The organism is Caulobacter sp. 05L422, assembly GCF_056397765.1.
In genome coordinates this window covers 41,452-59,702 of the sequence record NZ_JBFTOB010000007.1, presented here as the reverse complement: position 1 = coordinate 59,702, position 18,251 = coordinate 41,452, and the positions used below count along the sequence as shown (strand labels likewise).

Sequence of the window (18,251 nt, the reverse complement as noted above, 5' to 3'; positions counted from 1 at the left end):
TGCGGCGGGAACCTGGGTACGAGCCACGCGCTAATCGCGTCCGGCGACGCACGCCCACGATCCATCGCGGGTGGTTCTTTTGTCGTCATGGGCTCCAACGCGCACATACGTCTTGCCAAGAGCATGGACACGCTTACCTAGGACACGCAACACGGGAGATTACGATGGCTGCGAACCTGAACACCGGCTTCACCGCGAAACAACGCACCGACATCGTGGCGGGACTGAACAAGGTTCTGGCCGACAGCTACGCCCTGTACCTGAAGACCCACGGCTATCACTGGAACGTGCGCGGCCCGAACTTCCAGGCGCTGCACGTGCTGCTGGAAGGCCAGTACACCGAGGAGTGGACGGCGCTTGACGCGATCGCCGAGCGGATTCGCGCGCTGGGCGAACTGGCTCCGATGGGCTACGGCGCGTTCGGCAACCTCTCCAGCATCAAGGACGGCGACGCCGAGAAGGAGTGGGAAGGCATGTTCAAGGAACTGCTGACCGACAACGAAACCGTGATCGCCACCCTGCGCGACGCGTTCGGCGCGGCCGACGAAGCCGGCGACGAGGCCACCGCCGACCTCTACACCCAGCGCCTGGCGGCCCACGAGAAACACGCCTGGATGATCCGCTCCACGCTCGGCGGAAAGTGATCTTTCGGGAGCACGCGTGCTCGATCTAGGTCAGAAAAGACTGGTGAAGGCCGCCGGGGCGTTGATCGCCCTCGGCGGCCTTTCCGCGTGCGCCACCTACTACATGCCGGCCGGCGCGGGACGGGCGGCGGGCGTGGCCCGCATCGCCGGCAGCCTGTCCGACAAGGGCCTGGCCCGCTACACCGCAGACATGGACCCGGCCATGCTGGCCCTGGCCCGCCGGCACGATCCCAAGCCGCACAAGGACTACTGGGGCCGCGTGCCCGGCTGGGAGAAGCTGGACCTGCACCTGATCCCGCGCCTGGGCGACCGCGAGCCGGACTTCGAGGAAGCCCGGGTGATCAACGGCTTCAAGGCCGCCTCACCGCTGGCCTTGGAGCCCTCCCGCCCGTTCATGCTGACGGGGCCCAAGTCGGAACGCGACAAGGCCCTGCACTGCATGACCCAGGCGGTCTATTTCGAGGCCGGCTACGAGCCGATCGAAGGCCAGCGCGCCGTGGCCCAGACCGTGATCAACCGGGTGCGCCACCCGGGCTATCCCAAGTCGGTCTGCGGCGTGATCTACGAGGGCGCGGCCCGGAGCACGGGCTGCCAGTTCAGCTTCACCTGCGACGGTTCTCTGGAGCGGGCGATCAACCCGGTGATCTGGACCAACGCCGAGATCGTCGCCAAGCGGGCCCTGGCCGGCTTCGTGATGAAGGACGTCGGCGCGGCCACCCACTACCACGCCAACTACGTCTATCCGTACTGGGCGCCGACCCTGGTCAAGCTGCGGACCCTGGGCGTGCACGTCTTCTATCGCTGGACCGGTCCGTCGGGCACGCAGGCGGCGTTCCGGGGGCGCTATTCGGGCAACGAGGCCCTGTCGGCCGACATCCTGATGGGCGCGGATCCGCGCACGCTGGAAGCCGCCCCGCCGGGCTCGATGGCCGCCATGGCCGAGACGGGCGGGGTCCTGCCCGTCGCGACCGGCGAGCCCGCCAAGATCGTCAGCCCCGAAGGCGTGGTCGAGATCCTGCCGCCGATGACCGGCGATCCCGCCGCCGCCATGCGCGGCGGCCGCCGCCTGCCGACGCCGGAGGAGATCGACAAGATCAACAAGGCCCTGGGCGCGCTGGAAACCCCGGTGGTCGACACCTCGGTCAAGACCGTCGAAGCCGCCCCGCCCCCGGCGCCCCCGCCCCCGCCGCCGAAGCCCCGGCCGCCGAGTTTGCTGAATCCGCTGAACTAGAGCTCTCCTTCTCCCCTTGCGGGAGAAGGTGGCGGCCGAAGGCGGTCGGATGAGGGGTCTCTCAAACGAAAACCGCCGCGACCGGCCTTTCGGCTGATCACGGCGGCCAGGTCTTTCGACCCCTCATCCGTCGCTTCGCGACACCTTCTCCCGCAAGGGAAGAAGGGCCAAAACTACCAAACCCCGATCTTCTCGGCCTCGTGGTGGGTGATCGGGTGGTGGGCCTTCTTGTGGTCTTCCTCGGCCAGGAAGCGCACGGCCTCCAGGGCGGCCATGCAGCCCATGCCGGCCGCGGTCACCGCCTGGCGGTAGATGTCGTCGGTGACGTCGCCGGCCGCGTAGACCCCGGCCACGGCGGTCGCCGTCGTGCCCGGCTTGACCGACAGATAGCCGCCGGCGTGGGTTTCCAGCTGGTCCTTGAACAGCTCCGACGACGGGGCGTGGCCGATGGCGATGAACACGCCGTCGCAGGCCACGCTCGTGGTCTCGCCGGTCTTGACGTTCTTCAGCCGCACGCCGGTGACGCCCATCGGATTGGACTCGCCGATGACTTCATCGATGGCGCTGTCCCAGATCACCTCGATCTTCGGGTGCGCGAACAGGCGCTCCTGCAGGATCATCTCGGCCCGCAGCTCGTCCTTGCGGTGGACCAGGGTCACCTTGCTGGCGAAGCTGGTCAGGAACAGGGCCTCTTCCACGGCGGTGTTGCCGCCGCCGACCACGACCACTTCCTTGTTGCGGTAGAAGAAGCCGTCGCAGGTGGCGCAGGCGCTGACGCCAAAGCCCTGGTACTTGCTCTCGCTCTCCAGGCCCAGCCACTTGGCCTGGGCGCCGGTGGCGATGATCAGGGTCTCGGCGAACCATTCCTGGCCGCTGTCGGTCTTGATGTGGAACGGGCGCTTCGAAAGGTCGGCGCTCAGCACGATGTCGGCGACGAACTCGGTGCCCACGTGCTCGGCCTGGGCCTTCATCTGGTCCATCAGCCAGGGGCCCTGGATGACGTCGGCGAAGCCGGGATAGTTCTCGACGTCGGTCGTGATGGTCAGCTGGCCGCCCGGCTGGATGCCGGCGATCAGCACGGGCTTCAGCAGCGCGCGGGCGGCGTAGATGGCGGCGGTGTAACCGGCGGGACCCGATCCAATGATCAGGCAGCGGGTGTGGCGGGGTTCGGGAGTCGACATAGGCGCAGATATAGGGCCGATTCCGGTTCGGCGCGATGGCGCCTGGACGGTTTTGCGGACGGATTTGGAGGGTCGGTGGCTCACCTGCTTGCCCCCACCTGGCGGCTTTGCCGCCTGTCCGCCCCCATAGGGGGCGGAGGACGCCCGCCGCGGCGCGGCTCCTCTTCCCCCTATGGGGGAAGACGGTCGCGAAGCGACCCGTAGGGGGCAAGGGCGTGAGCCACGAGAAAGGCGATCAACGCCTCGTCCACGATTTCAGGGTTAATATGGGCCAAAGCCCTACGAGCCCCCGCCCATGACCGCCCCCTTCATCGAGATCGCCGGCCGCAAGATCGGGGCCGACCACGCGCCCTACGTGATCTGCGAGCTGTCCGGGAACCACAACGGCAGCCTCGACCGCGCGCTGGAGATGGTCGACGCGGCCGCCGACACCGGCTGCGACGCCATCAAGCTGCAGACCTACACCGCCGACACCATCACGCTGGACGTCGACCGGCCGGAGTTCAAGATCCACGGCGGCCTGTGGGACGGGCGCAGCCTGCACGAGCTCTACCAGGAGGCCCAGACCCCCTACGAATGGCACGGCGCCATCTTCGAGCGGGCGGCCAAGCGCGGGGTGACGATCTTCTCCAGCCCGTTCGACGAGACCGCCGTCGACCTGCTGGCCGGCCTGGACGCCCCCGCCTACAAGATCGCCTCGTTCGAGGCCGTCGACCTGCCGCTGATCCGCTACGCCGCCCGCCAGGGCAAGCCGCTGATCATCTCGACCGGCATGGCCAACCTGGCCGAGATGCAGACCGCGCTCGACACCGCCCTGCAGGCGGGCGCGGCGGGCGTGCTGCTGCTGCACTGCGTGTCCAGCTATCCAGCCCAATTTGAAGATGCAAATCTTCGCACCATCGGCGACATGGCCGCGCGGTTCGGCTGCCCGATCGGTCTCTCGGATCACACGCCGGGCACGGCGGCCTCTGTGGCGGCGGTCACCCTGGGCGCCTGCGCGATCGAGAAGCACTTCACCCTGGCCCGCAGCGACGGCGGCCCGGACGCCGCCTTCAGCCTGGAGCCGGCCGAGTTCCGCGCCCTGGTCGACGACACCAAGAACGCCTGGAAGGCCCTGGGCGGGGTGAACTACGACCTGCTGGGCAGCGAACGCGGCAACCGCCAGTTCCGGCGCTCGCTGTACGTCACCGCCGACGTCGCGGCCGGCGAGGTCTTGACCAAGGCCAATGTCCGCTCGGTCCGCCCGGGCAACGGTTTGCCGCCGGCCGACTACGAAGCCGTGCTGGGCAAGCCGGCGGCGCGGGCGCTCAAGCGCGGCGAACCGCTGGCGTGGGACATGGTGGGGTAGACCCCTCTCTCCATGAGAGAGGAGTCAAGAAGACGCCAGCACCTTCACCGACTCCCGCGCCACCAGCTCGACGTTGAACACCACCCGGCGGCGCGGTTCGCCCCGGTGGGCCATGCGGCGCACCAGGGTCTCGACTGCCGCGGCGGCCATGTCCTCGACCGGCATGTCGATGGTGGTCAGGGCCGGCGTATGCAGCTGGGCCCAGGGGATGTCGTCGAAGCCGACCACCGACACGTCGTCGGGGATCGACAGGCCCATGGCGCGGACGTGGCGCATGACCCCGATGGCGATCAGGTCCGCGCCGGCGATCACCGCCGTGGCGCAGCGCCGCTCCAGCGCCTCGACGACGGCCGGCTCCAGGTCCAGCGAGAAGGCGTTGTGGACGTGCCAGGCCAGGGCGCCGCGCTCGCGCACCACGGCGATGGCCGCCTCGGCCCGCTGCCGGGCGCTGGAGGCCGCGTGCGGGCCGGAGATCACGCCGATGTCGACATGGCCCGCCGCGATCAGGTGCTCGGCGGCCAGTCGCCCGCCCTCGGCGTAGTCGGCCTGGATCACGTCATAGCCCGGCAGGTTGCGGTCGAGCACGACGGTCGGCACGCCCTCGATCAGCCGCTCCACCGGCGCGGCGTCGGCGATCGGGAACCAGACCAGCCCGTCCACCCCGTGGTCGATCATCAGCCCCACGGCCCGCTCCTCGGCCTCGACCGAGCCGCCGGTGTCGGTCAGGAAGACGCTGTAGCCGTGGGCCCGGGCGGCCTGGATCACGCCCTGGGCCAGGCTGGGGAAGAACGGGTTGGTCAGGTCGGGCAGGATCAGGCCGATGGCGCCGGTCCGGCCGGTCTTCATCGCCTTGGCGCTCTGGTTGGGGCGATAGCCCAGCTCGGCGGCGATCTTCAGCACGTGCTCGCGCGTCGCCTCGCCCACCGACCCGGCGCCGTTGATGGCGTAGGAGGCGCTGGCCAGCGACACGCCGGCGGCCTGGGCCACCTGCTTGAGGGTCACGCGGCGGGGGGCGTCTTGCAACGGATCGCTCTTGGCCATGGGGGATTCCGGTGGTGCGGCCCACGCGACGTGAAACCTTTCACGTGGGCCGTCAAGGCGGGTGGTCGTTCGTCCGTTAGAAGCGGGCCCGCACCGACAGGGTCCAGGTGCGCGGTGCGCCGATGAAGTAGCGGTCCAGGGTGCGGTTGTTCGGCGTCGCCGCCGTGTAGCCGAACTCCGGCTGGGTGGCGGTCGAGCCGCTGACCGAACCGATATACGCCTCGTCGAGCAGGTTATCGACGTTGAGCTGGAACCGCAGGTCGGGAACCCCGGCGCGCTTCAGGTCATAGGTCGCCGTCAGCCCGACCAGGGTGTAGCCGTCGATCGTCTCGACGCCGATCTCCTGGAAGGTGGTCGGGGCCACGATATGGCCGCCGACCCGGTCGCCGACATAGCGGACATTGGCGTCGATCTTCACGCCGTCCAGCGGCTCCCAGCCGACCTGGCCGTAGAAGCTGTCCTTGGGGATGTCGCGCACGCCCGCCCCGCCGATCACCCCCACCGAAGCCAGGGCCTTGCGCGCGGCGCTGCCGACGGCCGGATCGTCGTGCTTGGCGTCCTGGTGCGAGTACGAGCCGTAGAGGTCGACGCGGCCGAAGTCGTAATAGCCGGTCAGCTCGACCCCGCGCGTGGTGATGCCGGCGATGTTGACCGCCTTGGTCGCGACGTTGCCGCGGACCACCTCGTCGGGGTCCAGGGCGGCGGTCGGGTCGCGCGGCACGATGCCGACATTGTTCTTCAAGTCCACGTCATAGGCCTGGATCGAGAAGGCCAGGTTCGGCTTCACGTAGCGCAGGCCCAGGTCCAGGTTCTCGGTCTCGACCGGGTCCAGGTCGCTGGGGCTGATCACCGCCGTCGAGCCCAGGAAGGCGTCCTCGGGGATGCCGGCGAAGTTCTTGGCGTAGCCGCCGAACAGCTCCCACGCCGGGGCCAGCTGGTAGGTCGCGCCGATCTTCGGATTGACGTCCGAGTGCTGCGAGAACTTGACGTTGGCCTTGTATTCCAGCGGCGACCGGGCGTCGTAGCGGACGTCGTACCAGGTCACGCCCAGGTCGACCTTCAGCTTGTCGTCCAGGGCCCGGAACTCGTCCTGGGCGTACAGCATCGTCGTCTCGACCGAGGCCGTGCGCTGGTACTCCACATAGTTCAGCTTGGAGCGGTCGTAGGCGATGCTCTGGGCCGAATTGAGGATCGGATAGAAGTTGCGGTTCTCGCTGGAGTCGCCGCCTTCCCACCAGCCGCCGACCCGCAGGTCGTGGCCCGAGCCGAAGACGTTAAGGGCCTTGATCTCGCCGGTCGCGCCGTAGCGTTCGCGGTCGCGCGGGGTGACGCGCATGTCGGCCGGGCCGCCCACGACATTGCTGTTGCGCAGGGTGGTCAGGGCGGGACGGATCGCGCCGCCGGCGGCGTTGTAGCCGGTCACCGCGCGCGGATCGCCGCCCGTCAGGATCCGCTGGCGGTCCTGGTAGCGGAAGGATTCCCCGTCCAGCGTCTGGTAGTACGGATTGACGTCCAGGCTGACCGTGTCGGTCAGCTTGAAGTGGCCGTTCAGATAGGTCAGCCAGTCCTTGCGCCAGCCGCCCAGGGCCCCGCCGAAGTCGATGTCCTTGGCCGGAATGCCGGTCAGGGCGTCCAGGGCGCGGTCGCTGCGCGGGGCGGCCTCGAACTCGCCCTTGGTGACGATGTTGAAGTCGTTGTCGGTCTGGTCGTTGTACGAGACGCGGGCCTTCACGAACGAGCCGTTGTCGAAGTCCTTCACGACCTTCAGCTCGTAGTGGTCGCGCTCCGAACCCCGGCTCTCACGGCCGGCCCAGATGTCGTTCTCCTGGTGCGAATAGGTCAGGTAGCCCGACAGCCCCGGCGCGATCTCGCCGCTGTCGACGCGGCCGTAGATCCGGCGAAAATCGAACGAGCCCAGGCCCGCCTCGAGCGTCGCGCCGAAGGCCTGGCGCGGGGCGTCGGTGACGAAGTCGATGAAGCCGCCCAAGGCGAAGCGCGACGGCGCGCCGATGTCGCCGGCGCTCTGCGAGACGGTGATCTTGCCGACGTTGCTGCTTTCGACGAAGCGCTGCGGCGGCGAGCCGCCGTTGAAGCGGCTGTCGCCGGTCGGGATCCCGTCCAGGGTCAGGCCGATCTGCTCGTCGGTCAGGCCGCGCATGTAGATCTCGAACGAGAAGCTGCCGCCGCGCGCGTCGCCGGTCGAGACCTGGACGCCCGGAACCTTGACCAGGGCCTGGGTGACGTCCGCGCCCATCGGCCGTTCCTGGATGTCCTCGGCGCCCAGGGTGAACGTCGCGCGGGCCAGGCCCGAGCCGAAGCGCTCGGCGGTGACCACCACCTCGTCGAGGGTCTGGTCGGCCGGTGCGGCGCTGGTCTGAGCCAGGGCCGGTTGGGCGGCCAGCACAGCGCAAAGCGCGCTCGAAACCAGCCAGATGGACGTCTTCATGCTCATGCCCCCGTGTGGCGATCCGCACGGCGGTCGCCTAATTTCATCAAGTGAAACGTTTCATATTCACGATCGATGACGTTTTCGTCACGCCGTGACGTGGCCTGGATGGCGACGCTTTGGGGGGCGGCTCGCGCGCACGGTCCCGCTCACGGGAGATTTGATCCCGCTCGCCCCCGTGCGCTTGCCCGCCGCCGGGATTCGTACGCTCTCGGATGGGCGGTGCTGGCCGCGGCGTCGAGGAGACCGACGATGACGGACGCTTCATCCCAATGGCCCGCCCGCTTCGGCAGGAGGGAGCTGGCCGCGCTCGCCGCGATCATGCTGTGGTCCGTCGGGACCCTCGCGCCGAGCCAGGCCCAACCCGCCGCCGCGCCCCGACCGGTCGCGCCGGAGCTCGTCGCGGAGATCCAGCGGAACAACGCCGACCTGTCCGCGACCTGGCTCAGCGGCGATATCGACAGGCGCATGGTCCACTACGCCGCCGACAGCGTCAGCGGCGCCGACTACCAGTCCCGCCTGTACGGCCCACGGTCGATCACCCGCTACTATCGGGTCCTGGCGTCCCGTCAGCGGGTCGGCGCCTACGCTCGACGCACCACCGAAATCATCCAGCTCGATGACCGGAACCTGCTGGAATCGGGGCGCTTCGAGATCACCTACGCGCCCGCCGCCGGAGGGGCTTCGCAAAGCCGCCAGGGGCGGTACGCGAACCTGTGGCGTCGCCAGCCCGACGGCGCCCTGAAGCTGAAGGCCGAGGTCTGGGGCTATCTCCAGCGGGTCGACGACCCGGCTTCGTACAGCCTGGGCGAGCCGCCGGCGTCGGGGCGGGCGGCCCCGCCCGGAGACCCCAGGGTCGAGGCCGAGCTCGCCAGGCTGAACGCCCTCGACGCCGCGGCGGTTCAGACCCACGACGCGCCCGCCAAGGTCGCCCGCTACGCCAAGGACGCCATCTACATGCCGTTCGCGGACACGCCGAAGGTCGGCATCGAAGAGATCCGCGCGCATCTGACCGCCTATACCGACCAGGGCCGGGGCGCGACGTTCGACTCCGTCCGGGTCTGGAACGAGGGCTTCGAGGTGCTGGGCGACTACGTGGTCGAATACGCCAAGTTCGAGGTCCGCTGGCGCAGCGGCGCGGATTCCGGCGTCGTGTCGGGCGGGGGGCTTCGGCTGTGGCGCCGGGACGCTGACGGCGCATTGAAGATGCTGCGGCAGATTGCGACCCACGACCATCGCGTCTAGCGCGCCAGAGGCGCCGAAGTGGCGGCCGCCCTGGCCCTCGGCTAGGCTGGCGGACGATCAGGAGCGCCGTCGGATGAACCTCGCGGGCCGAAGCCGAAGTCACCTGCTTTGGGGCGTGATCCTGCTGGGCGTCTGGTCGACGGTCGCGCTGTTCAATTCCCTGCAGTGGTACATGGGCGGCCTGGTGTCTGGCCAGGATCCGGACTGGCTGGAGCTGCTCGGCTATTCCGTCGCCGCCAACAGCGTCTGGGCGCTTCTCACGCCGCTGGTGGTCGCCTTCGCCAAGCGCGCGCCCTTCGAGCCGAGGGGGGCCGTCCGCTTCTTCGCCGTGCACCTGGCGGCGGGTCTCGGCTTCGCCGTCCTCCAGACCGGGCTCTATGTCGCCCTGATGTGGAGCCTGGGGGCCGAGGCGCCGGGCCGGATGCTCATGCAGAAGCTGACGGGGGCCATCCAGATCAACGTCCTGATCTATGCGATCATCGTCGCCCTGGTGGTCGGGGCGGGGGCCTATCGCGCGTTGCGTGACCGGGAGGTGGCGGGTCTGCGGATGGAGGCGCGGCTGGCCGAGGTGGAGAGCGCGGCGCTGCGGGCGCAACTTCAGCCCCATTTCCTGTTCAACACGCTCAACGCCATCTCGGCCCTGGTCGAGGACGAGCCGCCTCGGGCCCGGCGCCTGATCGCCAAGCTGGGGGACCTGCTGCGGCTGTCCATCGAGGAGCACCGCGCGCCGGAAAGCGCGTTCGGCGACGAGCTCGACTTCACGGACGCCTATCTCGCCATCGAACAGGCGCGGCTGGGTCCAAGACTGCGGATCGTGCGCGATGTCGCGCCCGAGGCCCTGACCTGCCGCGTGCCGACCCTGCTGCTTCAGCCGCTGGTGGAGAACGCCATTCGACATGGCCTCGCGCCCCTGGTGGAGGGCGGCACGGTGACCATCGTCGCCCGGGTCATCGACGAGCGCCTGCACGTGACCGTGGCCGACGACGGCAAGGGCGCCGGCGTGATCGTCGAGCGCGTGGGCTTGGGCAATGCGCGCCGGCGACTGCGGCAACTCTACGGCGACCGGCAGTCCCTGGAGATCGACACCGCGCCGAGGGCGGGTTTCAGGGTCGTGCTGGTGACGCCGCGATGATCAGGACCCTGATCGTCGACGACGAACCCCTGGCGCGCCGCCACGTCGCGGCCCTCCTGCGGACCCAGTCGGACTTCCAGGTCGTCGGCGAGGCGGCGCATGGCGCGGCGGCCATCGCCAAGATCGAGGCCCTGCGGCCCGATGTGGTCTTCCTCGACGTACAGATGCCGGAGGTGACGGGTTTCGACGTGGTCGAGGCGATCGGCCCCGAGGCGATGCCGATCACCGTCTTCGTGACCGCCCACGACGCCTTCGCCGTCCGGGCCTTCGAGGTGGAGGCCATCGACTATCTGCTCAAGCCCTTCGGCGACGACCGGTTCGCGCAGGTTCTCGCGCGGGTGCGCCGCCAGGTCGCCTCCGGTTCCGGCCAGGCCGGCGCCTTGACCTCCCTGCTGGTCGGCGCGCCCCAGGCGCCCAGGCTGGTGGCGCGGGAACGCGGCGTGGCGCGCGTCATTCCGCTGGAGGACATCCACTGGATCGGCGCGGCCGGCAATTACGCCGAAGTCCATACGGCCGCCCGGGCGCTGCTGATCGACGAGTCGATCGCCTCGCTGGCGGCGCGGCTGCCGGCCCGGGATTTCGCCCGCATCCATCGCGCGGCGATCGTGCGCCTGGACGCCATCGCCGAGGTGAGAAGCGGATCGCACGGCGACGGCGCGGTGCGGCTGGCCAGCGGCGTCGAACTGCGGGTCAGCCGCCGCCACCGCGAGGCTGTCCGGGCCTATCTGGGCGGCTAGTCCGGCAGCAGCCCCAGCCGCTTGCCGACGATCCGGTCCAGCGTGCGCTTGGGCAGGAGGTCGGCCATCAGCATCTGCATCGGCTGCGGGGTGATGGTGTAGCGGACCTTGGGCTTGGCCGTCGTCAGGGCGGTGTGGACTGCCTCGCCGATGCGCTCGGGCGGCAGGCCCGACTTGCCGATCGACAGCATGTAGGCGCGCAGCCGCTCCAGGGCGGGGGCGTAGACGGTGTTGGCGTAGGCGGCGGTGTCGGTCTCGTCGGCCTTGTCCCAGATGGGCGTGGCCACCGCGCCGGGGGCGACCACGATCACGTCGACGCCGAACGGCAGGAGCTCGCGGCGCAGGGATTCCGACATCCCCTCCAGCCCGAACTTGGTGGTGCAGTAAGGGGCCATGAACGGGTTGGCGTTGCGGCCGCCGACCGAGCCGATGTTGACGATCCGACCCGGCTTGCCGCCGGCCGGCTTGCGCGCGCCCACCAGCGGCGCGAAGGCCTGGGTGGTGATCACCACGCCGGTGAGGTTGACCTCCAGCTGCTTGCGCCACTCGTCGATCGGCAGGTGCAGCAGCGGACCGGCCACGGCGACGCCCGCGTTGTTGACCAGGCCCGCCAGGGGCCGCCCGTCCAGCGCGGCCTCGACGGTCCGCGCGGCGGCGCGCACGGCGGCCTCGTCGGTGACGTCGAACAGCAGGGGCGTGACCTTGTCGCCGAACGCCGCGACCAGCCGTTCGGCGTCGGCGGCCTTCCGCACGCTGCCGAACACGTGGAAGCCTTGCTGGCTCAGCACCTTGGCCACGGCCCAGCCGATGCCCGTGGAGGCGCCGGTGACGACGACGGATGGATGGTTCATGCGCTGGCTCCCCTTGGTTGCGGCCAAGATGGGATAGGTGAACGCCGTTATCCAGGCCGTTTGCGCGCGATCACGTCCAGGAAGTGCGCCGCGACCCGAGCCGCGCCGCGTCCGTCGCAGACCGCGGCCGAGGCGGCCGACAGGCGGTCGCGCAGCAGCGGGTCGGCCAGCAGGCGGGTCAGGGCGGCCGCGAAGGCGGCGTCGAAGTCCGGATCGGCGACGTCCAGGGCCAGGACGGCGTCGGCGCCGGCCAGGGTCGCGCTGGCCTCGCGCTGGTTGGCGGCCAGCACCAGCAGCAGGGTGGGCAGGGCCAGGACGCAGCGCTCCCAGCTGGTCGAGCCGCCGGCCCCGACGGCCAGGTCGGCCTCCAGGGTGAGGCGCGGCATGTCCTGGCTGTCGACGTGCAGGGCCAGGCGGGGCTCGGTCCTGGCCAGTTCCGTCAGGCGCGGCAGGCTGGGGGCGCCGGAGCCGAGGACGACCTCCAGGACCGCGTCGCCCACCCCATTTTCCTTCTTGAGGAGCGGCAGCATCAGGTCCACCACCCGGCCGGTGACGCCGCGCACGTCGGTCAGGCCCAGCGAGACCAGGATGCGGCGCACGGCCGGGGCGTCGGCCCGGCGCGCCAGGGCCTCCTTGCGCAGGGCGGCGAAGGCGGGACGGACCGGGGCGTGGTTGGGGCCCAGCAGCAGCTCGGCGTGCGGCGGGACCAGGCCGTCATAGTCGCTCGCCGCGCGGGCCGGACCGGAGTCCAGCACCAGGTCGGCGGCCAGGGGACGGTCGGCCAGGTCGTCGATGACCAGGGTCGGACGGCCGGCGGCGATGGCGCGATGGTCGGCGGCGGACAGGCCGTAGTGGTCGATGACCACGGCGTCGGCGTTTCGCGCGACGCTGGCCGCGCGGTCCACCAACTCGGCCTGGGTGATGTCGTAGGTCTCGATATACGAGACGCCGCCGCCGAAGGCGTCGAACACGGCCTTGCCCGCCGGGGTGACGAGGAACTGGCATGACGCGCCCGCTTCCTCCAGCGCCCGCGCCAGGGTCAGGCTGCGCATCACATGGCCGCCGCCCACGGCGGGGCCGGCGTCGGCGAGGAAGAGGATGTGGGGATAGGAGGTCACAGCCGCCTGACCCCGCCGAACGTCGCCAGGTCCGGGCGCCGCGCCAGCAGCGCGCGCACGTCGTCCGAGGTGAAAGCGCGGTTCACCGGGTAGAGGGCGTCATAGACCGCCGCCACGAAGGCGTAGTCGGCCGGGCTCTCGACGGCCCAGCGCACCTCGCCCTGGTCGGGCTGGGCCAGCAGGGCCAGGGACGACCAGCGGACGGGCGCCGGCGGGGTCTCCGGCGCGTCGCCCGTCCTCAGCCGCGGCGCCGCGTTCTCGGCTGCCAGCCGGCGAAGGCCCTCGGCGGTGATCACCTCCACGCCCTGGCCGGCAGGATAGGCCGCGCCGGGCGAGCGGTTGGTGGTGTGGTCGGCCTGTTCGGCCAGGTGCAGCTCGATGGTCGCGTCGATCAGCTCGGGATCGATCAGCGGGCTGTCGTCGCCCACCCGCACCACGTGGTCGGCCGGATGGGCCTCCAGGGCGCCGGCCAGCCGGGCCAGCTCGTCCTGGGGCGGGCCGCGATGGACGGGGATAGCCTCGCGCCGGACCACGGCTTCCAGGGCGTCGTCGGCGGGGTCGGTGGTGGTCGAGACCACGATCCTGTCCACCCGCCGGGCCCGCGCCATCCGCTCGATCTGGCGCACGACCAGCGGGGCCCGGACCAGCGGCATGCCCGGCCGGCCCGGCAGGCGTTCGGAACCCATGCGGGCCTGAAGGACGGCGATGATCACCGGCGCATCATGCCAAGCCCGGCCCTAGCTGGCCAGCAGGCGCGCGGACATCGGCGCGGGCTGGCCCAGGATCGTCTCCAGCCAATGCTGGGCGTTGGTGCAGCGCTCGTCGGCGCTGAAATTGCCCATCTTGTCCTTGTCGCCCACGGCGGCCAGCCACTGGATGTCGCCGCCGTTCTTCTGGAAGGCCTCCAGGATCGGCTTGATCTCGGCTTCGGTGACCTCCTGGCGCACGACCGGCGCCTTGGTCGCGGCGGCGGCGGCGCGCAGCTGCATGCCCCCCAGCTTGTCGATCTCGGTCCGGCTTTCGGCGCCCAGATTGGCCGCGCTGTCCTGGCTGAGGCCGCCCTGCTCCATGAATTCGTAGCAGGCGCGGGCGTTGCTGACGCTCAGCTTGCGCATGATCTCCTGCTGGCGGCGGCCGATGGCGATCAGGTCGGCGTCCGAGGCCTTCGAGGCGTTGGCCATCACCCGCGCGCGCAGGTTGGCCGCCCATTCGAACGACATCTGGCGAACGGCCGCCAGGTCCATCCGGCCCGATTTCACGCCGAGGATCACCTTGGTCTCGAGCTCGGCGTACTCGGCGGGATAGGCGTCCATCAGCAGGGCCATGGTCTCGCCCGCCTGCCGGACCCCGGCGCGGAACTCCTCGCGCTCGGCGGCGGTGATGGTGGCTTCGGCGGCCGGCTTCTCCTTGGCCGTGGCCAGCGCCGCGCTGGGCGCGGTCATGGCCAGCGCCAAGGCCAGGGCCAGGCCCGACCCGAAGGCGAAACGTGATTTCTGCATGGTGTCCCCCGACAAATCGCTGCGGGCAGACTTAGAGAGTTTCGCCGCCGAGATGAACCGCAAAGCTTCGCCCAGGTTGTTTCGGGCGGTTTGGGTGTTCGGCGAAGATCGGGGAGGCCGGCGTCAGCGACGGTCGAACTTGGAGAAGGCCCAATAGACCCCGTACGCCAGAACGCCGCCCATCAGGGCGATCAGCGACATGTAGATGAGCGGGTCCATGCTCAGTCCTCCACCCTGCTTAAAACATAATGGGCCAGGGCTTGCAGCGCAATGAAGGCGCCGACCGCGATCGGGCCGCTGAAGCCGGGGGCGCGGCCGGACAGCATCGGCTGCAGCCAGATTGTGACCAGTATGGCGATGGAGAGCGCGTTGGCCGTTGTCGCGAAGGCCTTTCGCGCTTCGTTGCGAGCAGCCTTTCCGGTGTGCGGCGCGGGGGCGGCTGGATCCGTCATGCCGCGAACATAACAAGAACAACTATTGCGCGCAAGTGACGTTCAGGCTCGCCCTAGGCGTTCGCCGCCCCCGTCGCGCCCCGTGCGTCCATCCGCGCCACGATCTCGGCCGCCGCGCGGCCGGTCTCGTCGACGGGCTCGTAGGCCCAGCCGTGGAAGGCCCCGCCGTAGGGACGGGCCGCGCCCATGCTCTCCAGCTCCTGGTGGAACAGGCGGAACTTCAGGCTCGCGCCGTCCATCTTCAGGATGAACACCGGCTTGCCCGTCGAGGCGGCCTCGGTGGCCATGTTGGTGGAGTCCTCGGTGACCAGGATGTAGTCGGCGGCCGCCAGGAAGGCGAAATAGGGGTTGGCCCCTTCGCCGTCCCAGATCATGCCCGGCAGATGCCGCAGGCGGGCCGTCAGCAGGGCCTTGGCCGGGTCCGGCGTGCGCCGCGAGAAGGTCATCAGCAGGCTGCCGCCCTCCTGCTCCAGCGGCAGCTGGATCTGGTGGGCCATCTCGGCCGCGCGCAGGGCCGGCAGGTCGAAGGCCTTGGACTTGCCGCCCAGCAGCACCGCCACGCGGGGATGGGGCAGGCCGTCGATGCGGTCCTTGAATTTTTCGTATTCCGTTTCGAGCCGCTGGCTCGTCACCCGGTGCGGCGAACCGGTGATCGGCAGCACGTTGTCGCCGGTCAGCCGGTCGTGCCGGGGCGGGATGACCAGGTCGAACATGTTGGCCGGCACGCGCGGATCCTGGATCTGCACGACATAGGTCTTGCCGCCCGACCAGCGCTTGGCGCGGATCGACAAGGGCAGGGTGGCGCGGCCGGCGGCGACCCACAGGTCGGGCCACGGGGCCTGGATGCCGCTCTCGGGGGTCAGCCAGCGGCGGGGCAGCCAGTTGGCCCACCAGGGCAGGCGGCCGATCCGGCCGCTCCAGCCCACGCGCTTGACGACGATCGTCGCCGGGACCTGGCGGGCCACGGCCTCGGCCAGGCCCACGGCCTGGGCCTCGATGCCGGCCCGGCCGTCCGAGATCGCCCAGATGGTGATGGGGTCGCGGGCGGGGACGTCGGGGACTTCAGGGGCGGGCGCGGGAACGGGCGGCGCGACGGCCTTGCGACGCGGCGCGGGCTTGGCCTTCGGCTCGGGCGACGCCGTCTCGACGGGCGTCGGGGCCTCGACGGCGCCGGGACGCGACTTCGGCCGCGCGGCCGTCCGCGGCTTGGGTGAGGTCTCGGCGGGGGGCGGCGTTTCGACCTTGGGCGTCCTGGCGGGTTTCGCGGCGGCCGGCGTCGTCGCCCCCGCCTTGGCCGGAGCCTTGCGCGGCTTGGCGGCCTTCGGCTCCGTCGCTTCGGTGTTTTTCTTTTCAACCACGTCGGTGATCCCGGCCATAGCAAAGCGAGGCGCCGGCCAAGCTAAGCTGTCCGGCGCCTCGTACGCAAATGTCCCTGGAATGGGGCTTAAGCTAGACCCACTCGACCTTGAGGATCTCGTAGGCCTTCACGCCGCCTGGCGTATTGACCTCGACCACCTCGCCGACTTCCTTGCCGATCATGGCGCGCGACAGCGGCGAGCTCAGCGAGATGCGGCCCGACTTCACGTCGGCCTCGTGTTCGCCGACGATCTGGTAGCGGGCTTCTTCCTCGGTGTCCTCGTCGACGACGCTGACCGTCGCGCCGAACTTCACCTGGGTGCCCGACAGTTTCGAGACGTCGATGATCTGGGCGCGCGCGATCTTGTCCTCGATCTCGGCGATCCGGCCTTCGATCCAGCCCTGGCGTTCCTTGGCGGCGTGATACTCGGCGTTTTCCGACAGGTCGCCATGCTGGCGCGCCTCGGAAATCGCGGCGATCACCGCCGGCCGTTCGATCGTCTTCAAACGCTTCAGTTCTTCGTCGAGGGTCTGGTAACCCCCGGCGGTCATCGGCACTTTTTCCATTGCGGATTTTAGCTCGGTTCGCCCAGAGGGAGGAAGACTCCCGGACGTTGGCGCGCACGACCGGGGGCTGAGAGGATAGGCGCCGCGTTAGCGATAAGCAAGTACCCGCCCTTAAAGCGAAGCTTGACCCCGTTGGCGGTCAGGATCAAGCGCGCTTGCGCGACGCTTGTTCCGAATGCGCTCCAATGCCCTCCGCGGAGCTACCCCGCGTAGTCGTACGGTCCGCCGCGCTCCAGCGCCTTGCGATAGGCCGGGCGGGCGTGGATGCGGTCCAGGAAGGCCTTCACATGCGGGCGCGACGCCGCCCCGGCCCGCGCGGCGCCGGCCTCGAGCGGGAAGCTCATCATGATGTCGGCGGCGGTGAAGTCCGGGCCGGCGAACCAGGGGCTCTTGGCCAGCTCGGCGTCCCAGTAGTCGACGTGCATCTTCAGCTGCGGGTCGACGAAGCCGCTCTGGGCCTTGGCGGCGATGCTCTTGACCAGGCCCTTCAGCAGGCCCGGCGCGCGGGCCGGCAGGGCGGTGAACACCAGCTTCAGCAGCAGCGGCGTCATGGCCGAGCCCTCGGCGTAGTGCAGCCAGTAGGTCCAGCGCAGGCGCTCCGGCGTCCCCGCCGCCGGGATCAGCCGGCCCTGGCCGTAGGTCTCGATCACGTACTCGATGATCGCCCCGGTCTCGGCGATGGTCTTGTCGCCGTCGGTGATCCCATCGTCTGTAAGAATTGGCGACTTGCCCAGCGGGTGGATGGCGCGCAGCTCGGGCGGGGCCAGCATGGTCTTGGCGTCGCGCTCGTAGCGCTTGACCTCGTACGGAACGCCCAGCTCCTCCAGCAGCCACAGCACCCGCTGGCTGCGCGAGTTGTTCAGGTGATGGACGACGATCATGGCGGGCTCCGACGCGGTGTGGGGCCATAGGCGGCGAGCGCCCCCGCGTCAGTCAAGCAGGCTTTGCGCGAACCGGGGCGGGAACCTTCCGAGGCCTCGGCGTCTTGCGATGCAGGCGGTCACGCCCCCGTCTTGCTCGGCCGCTAGCCTGCCCGTTCCAAACCCCGAACGTCTCGAGGATCGATCATGATGACGCTTATCGCCGCGCTGGCGGCCGCCGCCCAGGTCGGAACGGCCAGTGCGGGGAAGGACGCGATCCGCATCAGCGGCGTGGAGCAGCAGCGCTCGATCCCGTGCGACGGGCGCGACGTCTTCGTCGCCGGCGTCGACCACGTCCTGACCTTCACCGGCGCCTGCGCCAGCCTGACCGTGACGGGCGCCGACAGCACGATCGCCATCGGCCTGCGGCCCGGCGCGCCGGTCAAGGTCGAGGGCACGGGCAACAAGGTGCGCTGGCGCTCGGACGGCGAACCCCGGGTCAGGATCTCCGGCGTCGACAACAGCGTCGCCCGCCAGCCCTAG

At 70.1% G+C, this 18,251-nt stretch carries 18 protein-coding genes; 7 read left to right on the top strand and 11 right to left on the bottom strand.

All coding sequences use genetic code 11. The annotated features are described in order from the left end of the window. Positions 1–164 precede the first annotated feature (164 nt). Positions 165–644 carry a Dps family protein gene (locus AC1DMQ_RS08600; RefSeq protein WP_477033137.1) on the top strand — a complete coding sequence of 160 codons (480 nt, stop codon included), beginning with the start codon at positions 165–167 and terminating at the stop codon, positions 642–644. Between the two features lie 16 nt (positions 645–660). Continuing rightward, entirely contained in the window at positions 661–1,875 is a 1,215-nt protein-coding gene (locus AC1DMQ_RS08595; RefSeq protein WP_477033136.1) for a cell wall hydrolase, read from the top strand. A 173-nt stretch (positions 1,876–2,048) separates the two neighbouring features. Here AC1DMQ_RS08595 and trxB read toward each other — a convergent pair whose 3' ends face one another. Continuing rightward, positions 2,049–3,056: a thioredoxin-disulfide reductase gene (gene trxB, locus AC1DMQ_RS08590; protein WP_477033135.1), complete on the bottom strand. Its 1,008-nt coding sequence runs from the start codon at positions 3,054–3,056 to the stop codon at positions 2,049–2,051. Positions 3,057–3,351: 295 nt separating this feature from the next. Here trxB and pseI point away from each other — a divergent pair, with 295 nt between their 5' ends. Further along, positions 3,352–4,404, top strand: coding sequence for a pseudaminic acid synthase (gene pseI / locus AC1DMQ_RS08585; protein ID WP_477033134.1), 1,053 nt, complete (start codon positions 3,352–3,354; stop codon positions 4,402–4,404). Positions 4,405–4,428: 24 nt separating this feature from the next. Here pseI and AC1DMQ_RS08580 read toward each other — a convergent pair whose 3' ends face one another. Continuing rightward, positions 4,429–5,445 (bottom strand): LacI family DNA-binding transcriptional regulator, encoded by a 1,017-nt coding sequence (locus AC1DMQ_RS08580; RefSeq protein ID WP_477033133.1) that lies wholly within the window; start codon positions 5,443–5,445, stop codon positions 4,429–4,431. 76 nt (positions 5,446–5,521) lie between these two features. Beyond that, positions 5,522–7,891, bottom strand: coding sequence for a TonB-dependent receptor (locus tag AC1DMQ_RS08575; RefSeq protein ID WP_477033132.1), 2,370 nt, complete (start codon positions 7,889–7,891; stop codon positions 5,522–5,524). Between the two features lie 252 nt (positions 7,892–8,143). Between AC1DMQ_RS08575 and AC1DMQ_RS08570 the strand changes: the two genes are divergently transcribed. From AC1DMQ_RS08570 to AC1DMQ_RS08560, 3 genes are all read left to right on the top strand, one after another. After that, a complete protein-coding gene (locus AC1DMQ_RS08570) occupies positions 8,144–9,136 on the top strand; it encodes a YybH family protein (RefSeq protein WP_477033131.1) in 993 nt (330 codons plus the stop codon). Positions 9,137–9,209: 73 nt separating this feature from the next. Further along, positions 9,210–10,268: a sensor histidine kinase gene (locus AC1DMQ_RS08565; protein ID WP_477033130.1), complete on the top strand. Its 1,059-nt coding sequence runs from the start codon at positions 9,210–9,212 to the stop codon at positions 10,266–10,268. Further along, positions 10,265–11,005 (top strand): LytR/AlgR family response regulator transcription factor, encoded by a 741-nt coding sequence (locus tag AC1DMQ_RS08560; RefSeq protein WP_477033129.1) that lies wholly within the window; start codon positions 10,265–10,267, stop codon positions 11,003–11,005. The genes AC1DMQ_RS08565 and AC1DMQ_RS08560 overlap by 4 nt, the downstream gene beginning before the upstream one ends. Here the strand turns inward: AC1DMQ_RS08560 and AC1DMQ_RS08555 are convergent. From AC1DMQ_RS08555 to AC1DMQ_RS08520, 8 genes are all read right to left on the bottom strand, one after another. Next, entirely contained in the window at positions 11,002–11,856 is an 855-nt protein-coding gene (locus tag AC1DMQ_RS08555) for an SDR family NAD(P)-dependent oxidoreductase (RefSeq protein WP_477033128.1), read from the bottom strand. The two genes, AC1DMQ_RS08560 and AC1DMQ_RS08555, sit on opposite strands and share 4 nt — an antisense overlap. 47 nt (positions 11,857–11,903) lie before the next feature. After that, complete coding sequence (gene pseG, locus AC1DMQ_RS08550) at positions 11,904–12,974, bottom strand: UDP-2,4-diacetamido-2,4,6-trideoxy-beta-L-altropyranose hydrolase (RefSeq protein WP_477033127.1); 1,071 nt, start codon at positions 12,972–12,974, stop codon at positions 11,904–11,906. After that, a complete protein-coding gene (locus AC1DMQ_RS08545; RefSeq protein ID WP_477033126.1) occupies positions 12,971–13,687 on the bottom strand; it encodes a cytidylyltransferase domain-containing protein in 717 nt (238 codons plus the stop codon). Before AC1DMQ_RS08545 ends, pseG begins: the two co-directional genes overlap by 4 nt. A gap of 24 nt (positions 13,688–13,711) precedes the next feature. After that, on the bottom strand, positions 13,712–14,473 hold the full coding sequence (locus AC1DMQ_RS08540) for a hypothetical protein (protein ID WP_477033125.1): 762 nt from the start codon (positions 14,471–14,473) through the stop codon (positions 13,712–13,714). A gap of 221 nt (positions 14,474–14,694) precedes the next feature. After that, on the bottom strand, positions 14,695–14,925 hold the full coding sequence (locus AC1DMQ_RS08535; protein ID WP_477033124.1) for a hypothetical protein: 231 nt from the start codon (positions 14,923–14,925) through the stop codon (positions 14,695–14,697). A 53-nt stretch (positions 14,926–14,978) separates the two neighbouring features. After that, on the bottom strand, positions 14,979–15,959 hold the full coding sequence (locus tag AC1DMQ_RS08530) for a mitochondrial fission ELM1 family protein (protein WP_477033266.1): 981 nt from the start codon (positions 15,957–15,959) through the stop codon (positions 14,979–14,981). 415 nt (positions 15,960–16,374) lie between these two features. After that, positions 16,375–16,848 (bottom strand): transcription elongation factor GreA, encoded by a 474-nt coding sequence (gene greA, locus AC1DMQ_RS08525; RefSeq protein ID WP_477033123.1) that lies wholly within the window; start codon positions 16,846–16,848, stop codon positions 16,375–16,377. A 200-nt stretch (positions 16,849–17,048) separates the two neighbouring features. After that, entirely contained in the window at positions 17,049–17,729 is a 681-nt protein-coding gene (locus tag AC1DMQ_RS08520; protein WP_477033122.1) for a glutathione S-transferase family protein, read from the bottom strand. A gap of 186 nt (positions 17,730–17,915) precedes the next feature. Between AC1DMQ_RS08520 and AC1DMQ_RS08515 the strand changes: the two genes are divergently transcribed. After that, a complete protein-coding gene (locus AC1DMQ_RS08515) occupies positions 17,916–18,251 on the top strand; it encodes a DUF3060 domain-containing protein (RefSeq protein WP_477033121.1) in 336 nt (111 codons plus the stop codon).

Bases quoted from the DNA above. Each gene is read 5' to 3' on its own strand.
- AC1DMQ_RS08580 (WP_477033133.1), bottom strand. From the start codon at position 5,445: ATGGCCAAGAGCGATCCGTTGCAAGACGCCCCCCGCCGCGTGACCCTC.
- AC1DMQ_RS08570 (WP_477033131.1), top strand. From the start codon at position 8,144: ATGACGGACGCTTCATCCCAATGGCCCGCCCGCTTCGGCAGGAGGGAG.
- AC1DMQ_RS08555 (WP_477033128.1), bottom strand. From the start codon at position 11,856: ATGAACCATCCATCCGTCGTCGTCACCGGCGCCTCCACGGGCATCGGC.
- greA (WP_477033123.1), bottom strand. From the start codon at position 16,848: ATGGAAAAAGTGCCGATGACCGCCGGGGGTTACCAGACCCTCGACGAA.
- pseI (WP_477033134.1), top strand. From the start codon at position 3,352: ATGACCGCCCCCTTCATCGAGATCGCCGGCCGCAAGATCGGGGCCGAC.
- AC1DMQ_RS08540 (WP_477033125.1), bottom strand. From the start codon at position 14,473: ATGCAGAAATCACGTTTCGCCTTCGGGTCGGGCCTGGCCCTGGCCTTG.
- AC1DMQ_RS08560 (WP_477033129.1), top strand. From the start codon at position 10,265: ATGATCAGGACCCTGATCGTCGACGACGAACCCCTGGCGCGCCGCCAC.
- AC1DMQ_RS08575 (WP_477033132.1), bottom strand. From the start codon at position 7,891: ATGAAGACGTCCATCTGGCTGGTTTCGAGCGCGCTTTGCGCTGTGCTG.
- trxB (WP_477033135.1), bottom strand. From the start codon at position 3,056: ATGTCGACTCCCGAACCCCGCCACACCCGCTGCCTGATCATTGGATCG.
- AC1DMQ_RS08515 (WP_477033121.1), top strand. From the start codon at position 17,916: ATGATGACGCTTATCGCCGCGCTGGCGGCCGCCGCCCAGGTCGGAACG.
- AC1DMQ_RS08600 (WP_477033137.1), top strand. From the start codon at position 165: ATGGCTGCGAACCTGAACACCGGCTTCACCGCGAAACAACGCACCGAC.
- AC1DMQ_RS08520 (WP_477033122.1), bottom strand. From the start codon at position 17,729: ATGATCGTCGTCCATCACCTGAACAACTCGCGCAGCCAGCGGGTGCTG.
- AC1DMQ_RS08565 (WP_477033130.1), top strand. From the start codon at position 9,210: ATGAACCTCGCGGGCCGAAGCCGAAGTCACCTGCTTTGGGGCGTGATC.
- AC1DMQ_RS08535 (WP_477033124.1), bottom strand. From the start codon at position 14,925: ATGACGGATCCAGCCGCCCCCGCGCCGCACACCGGAAAGGCTGCTCGC.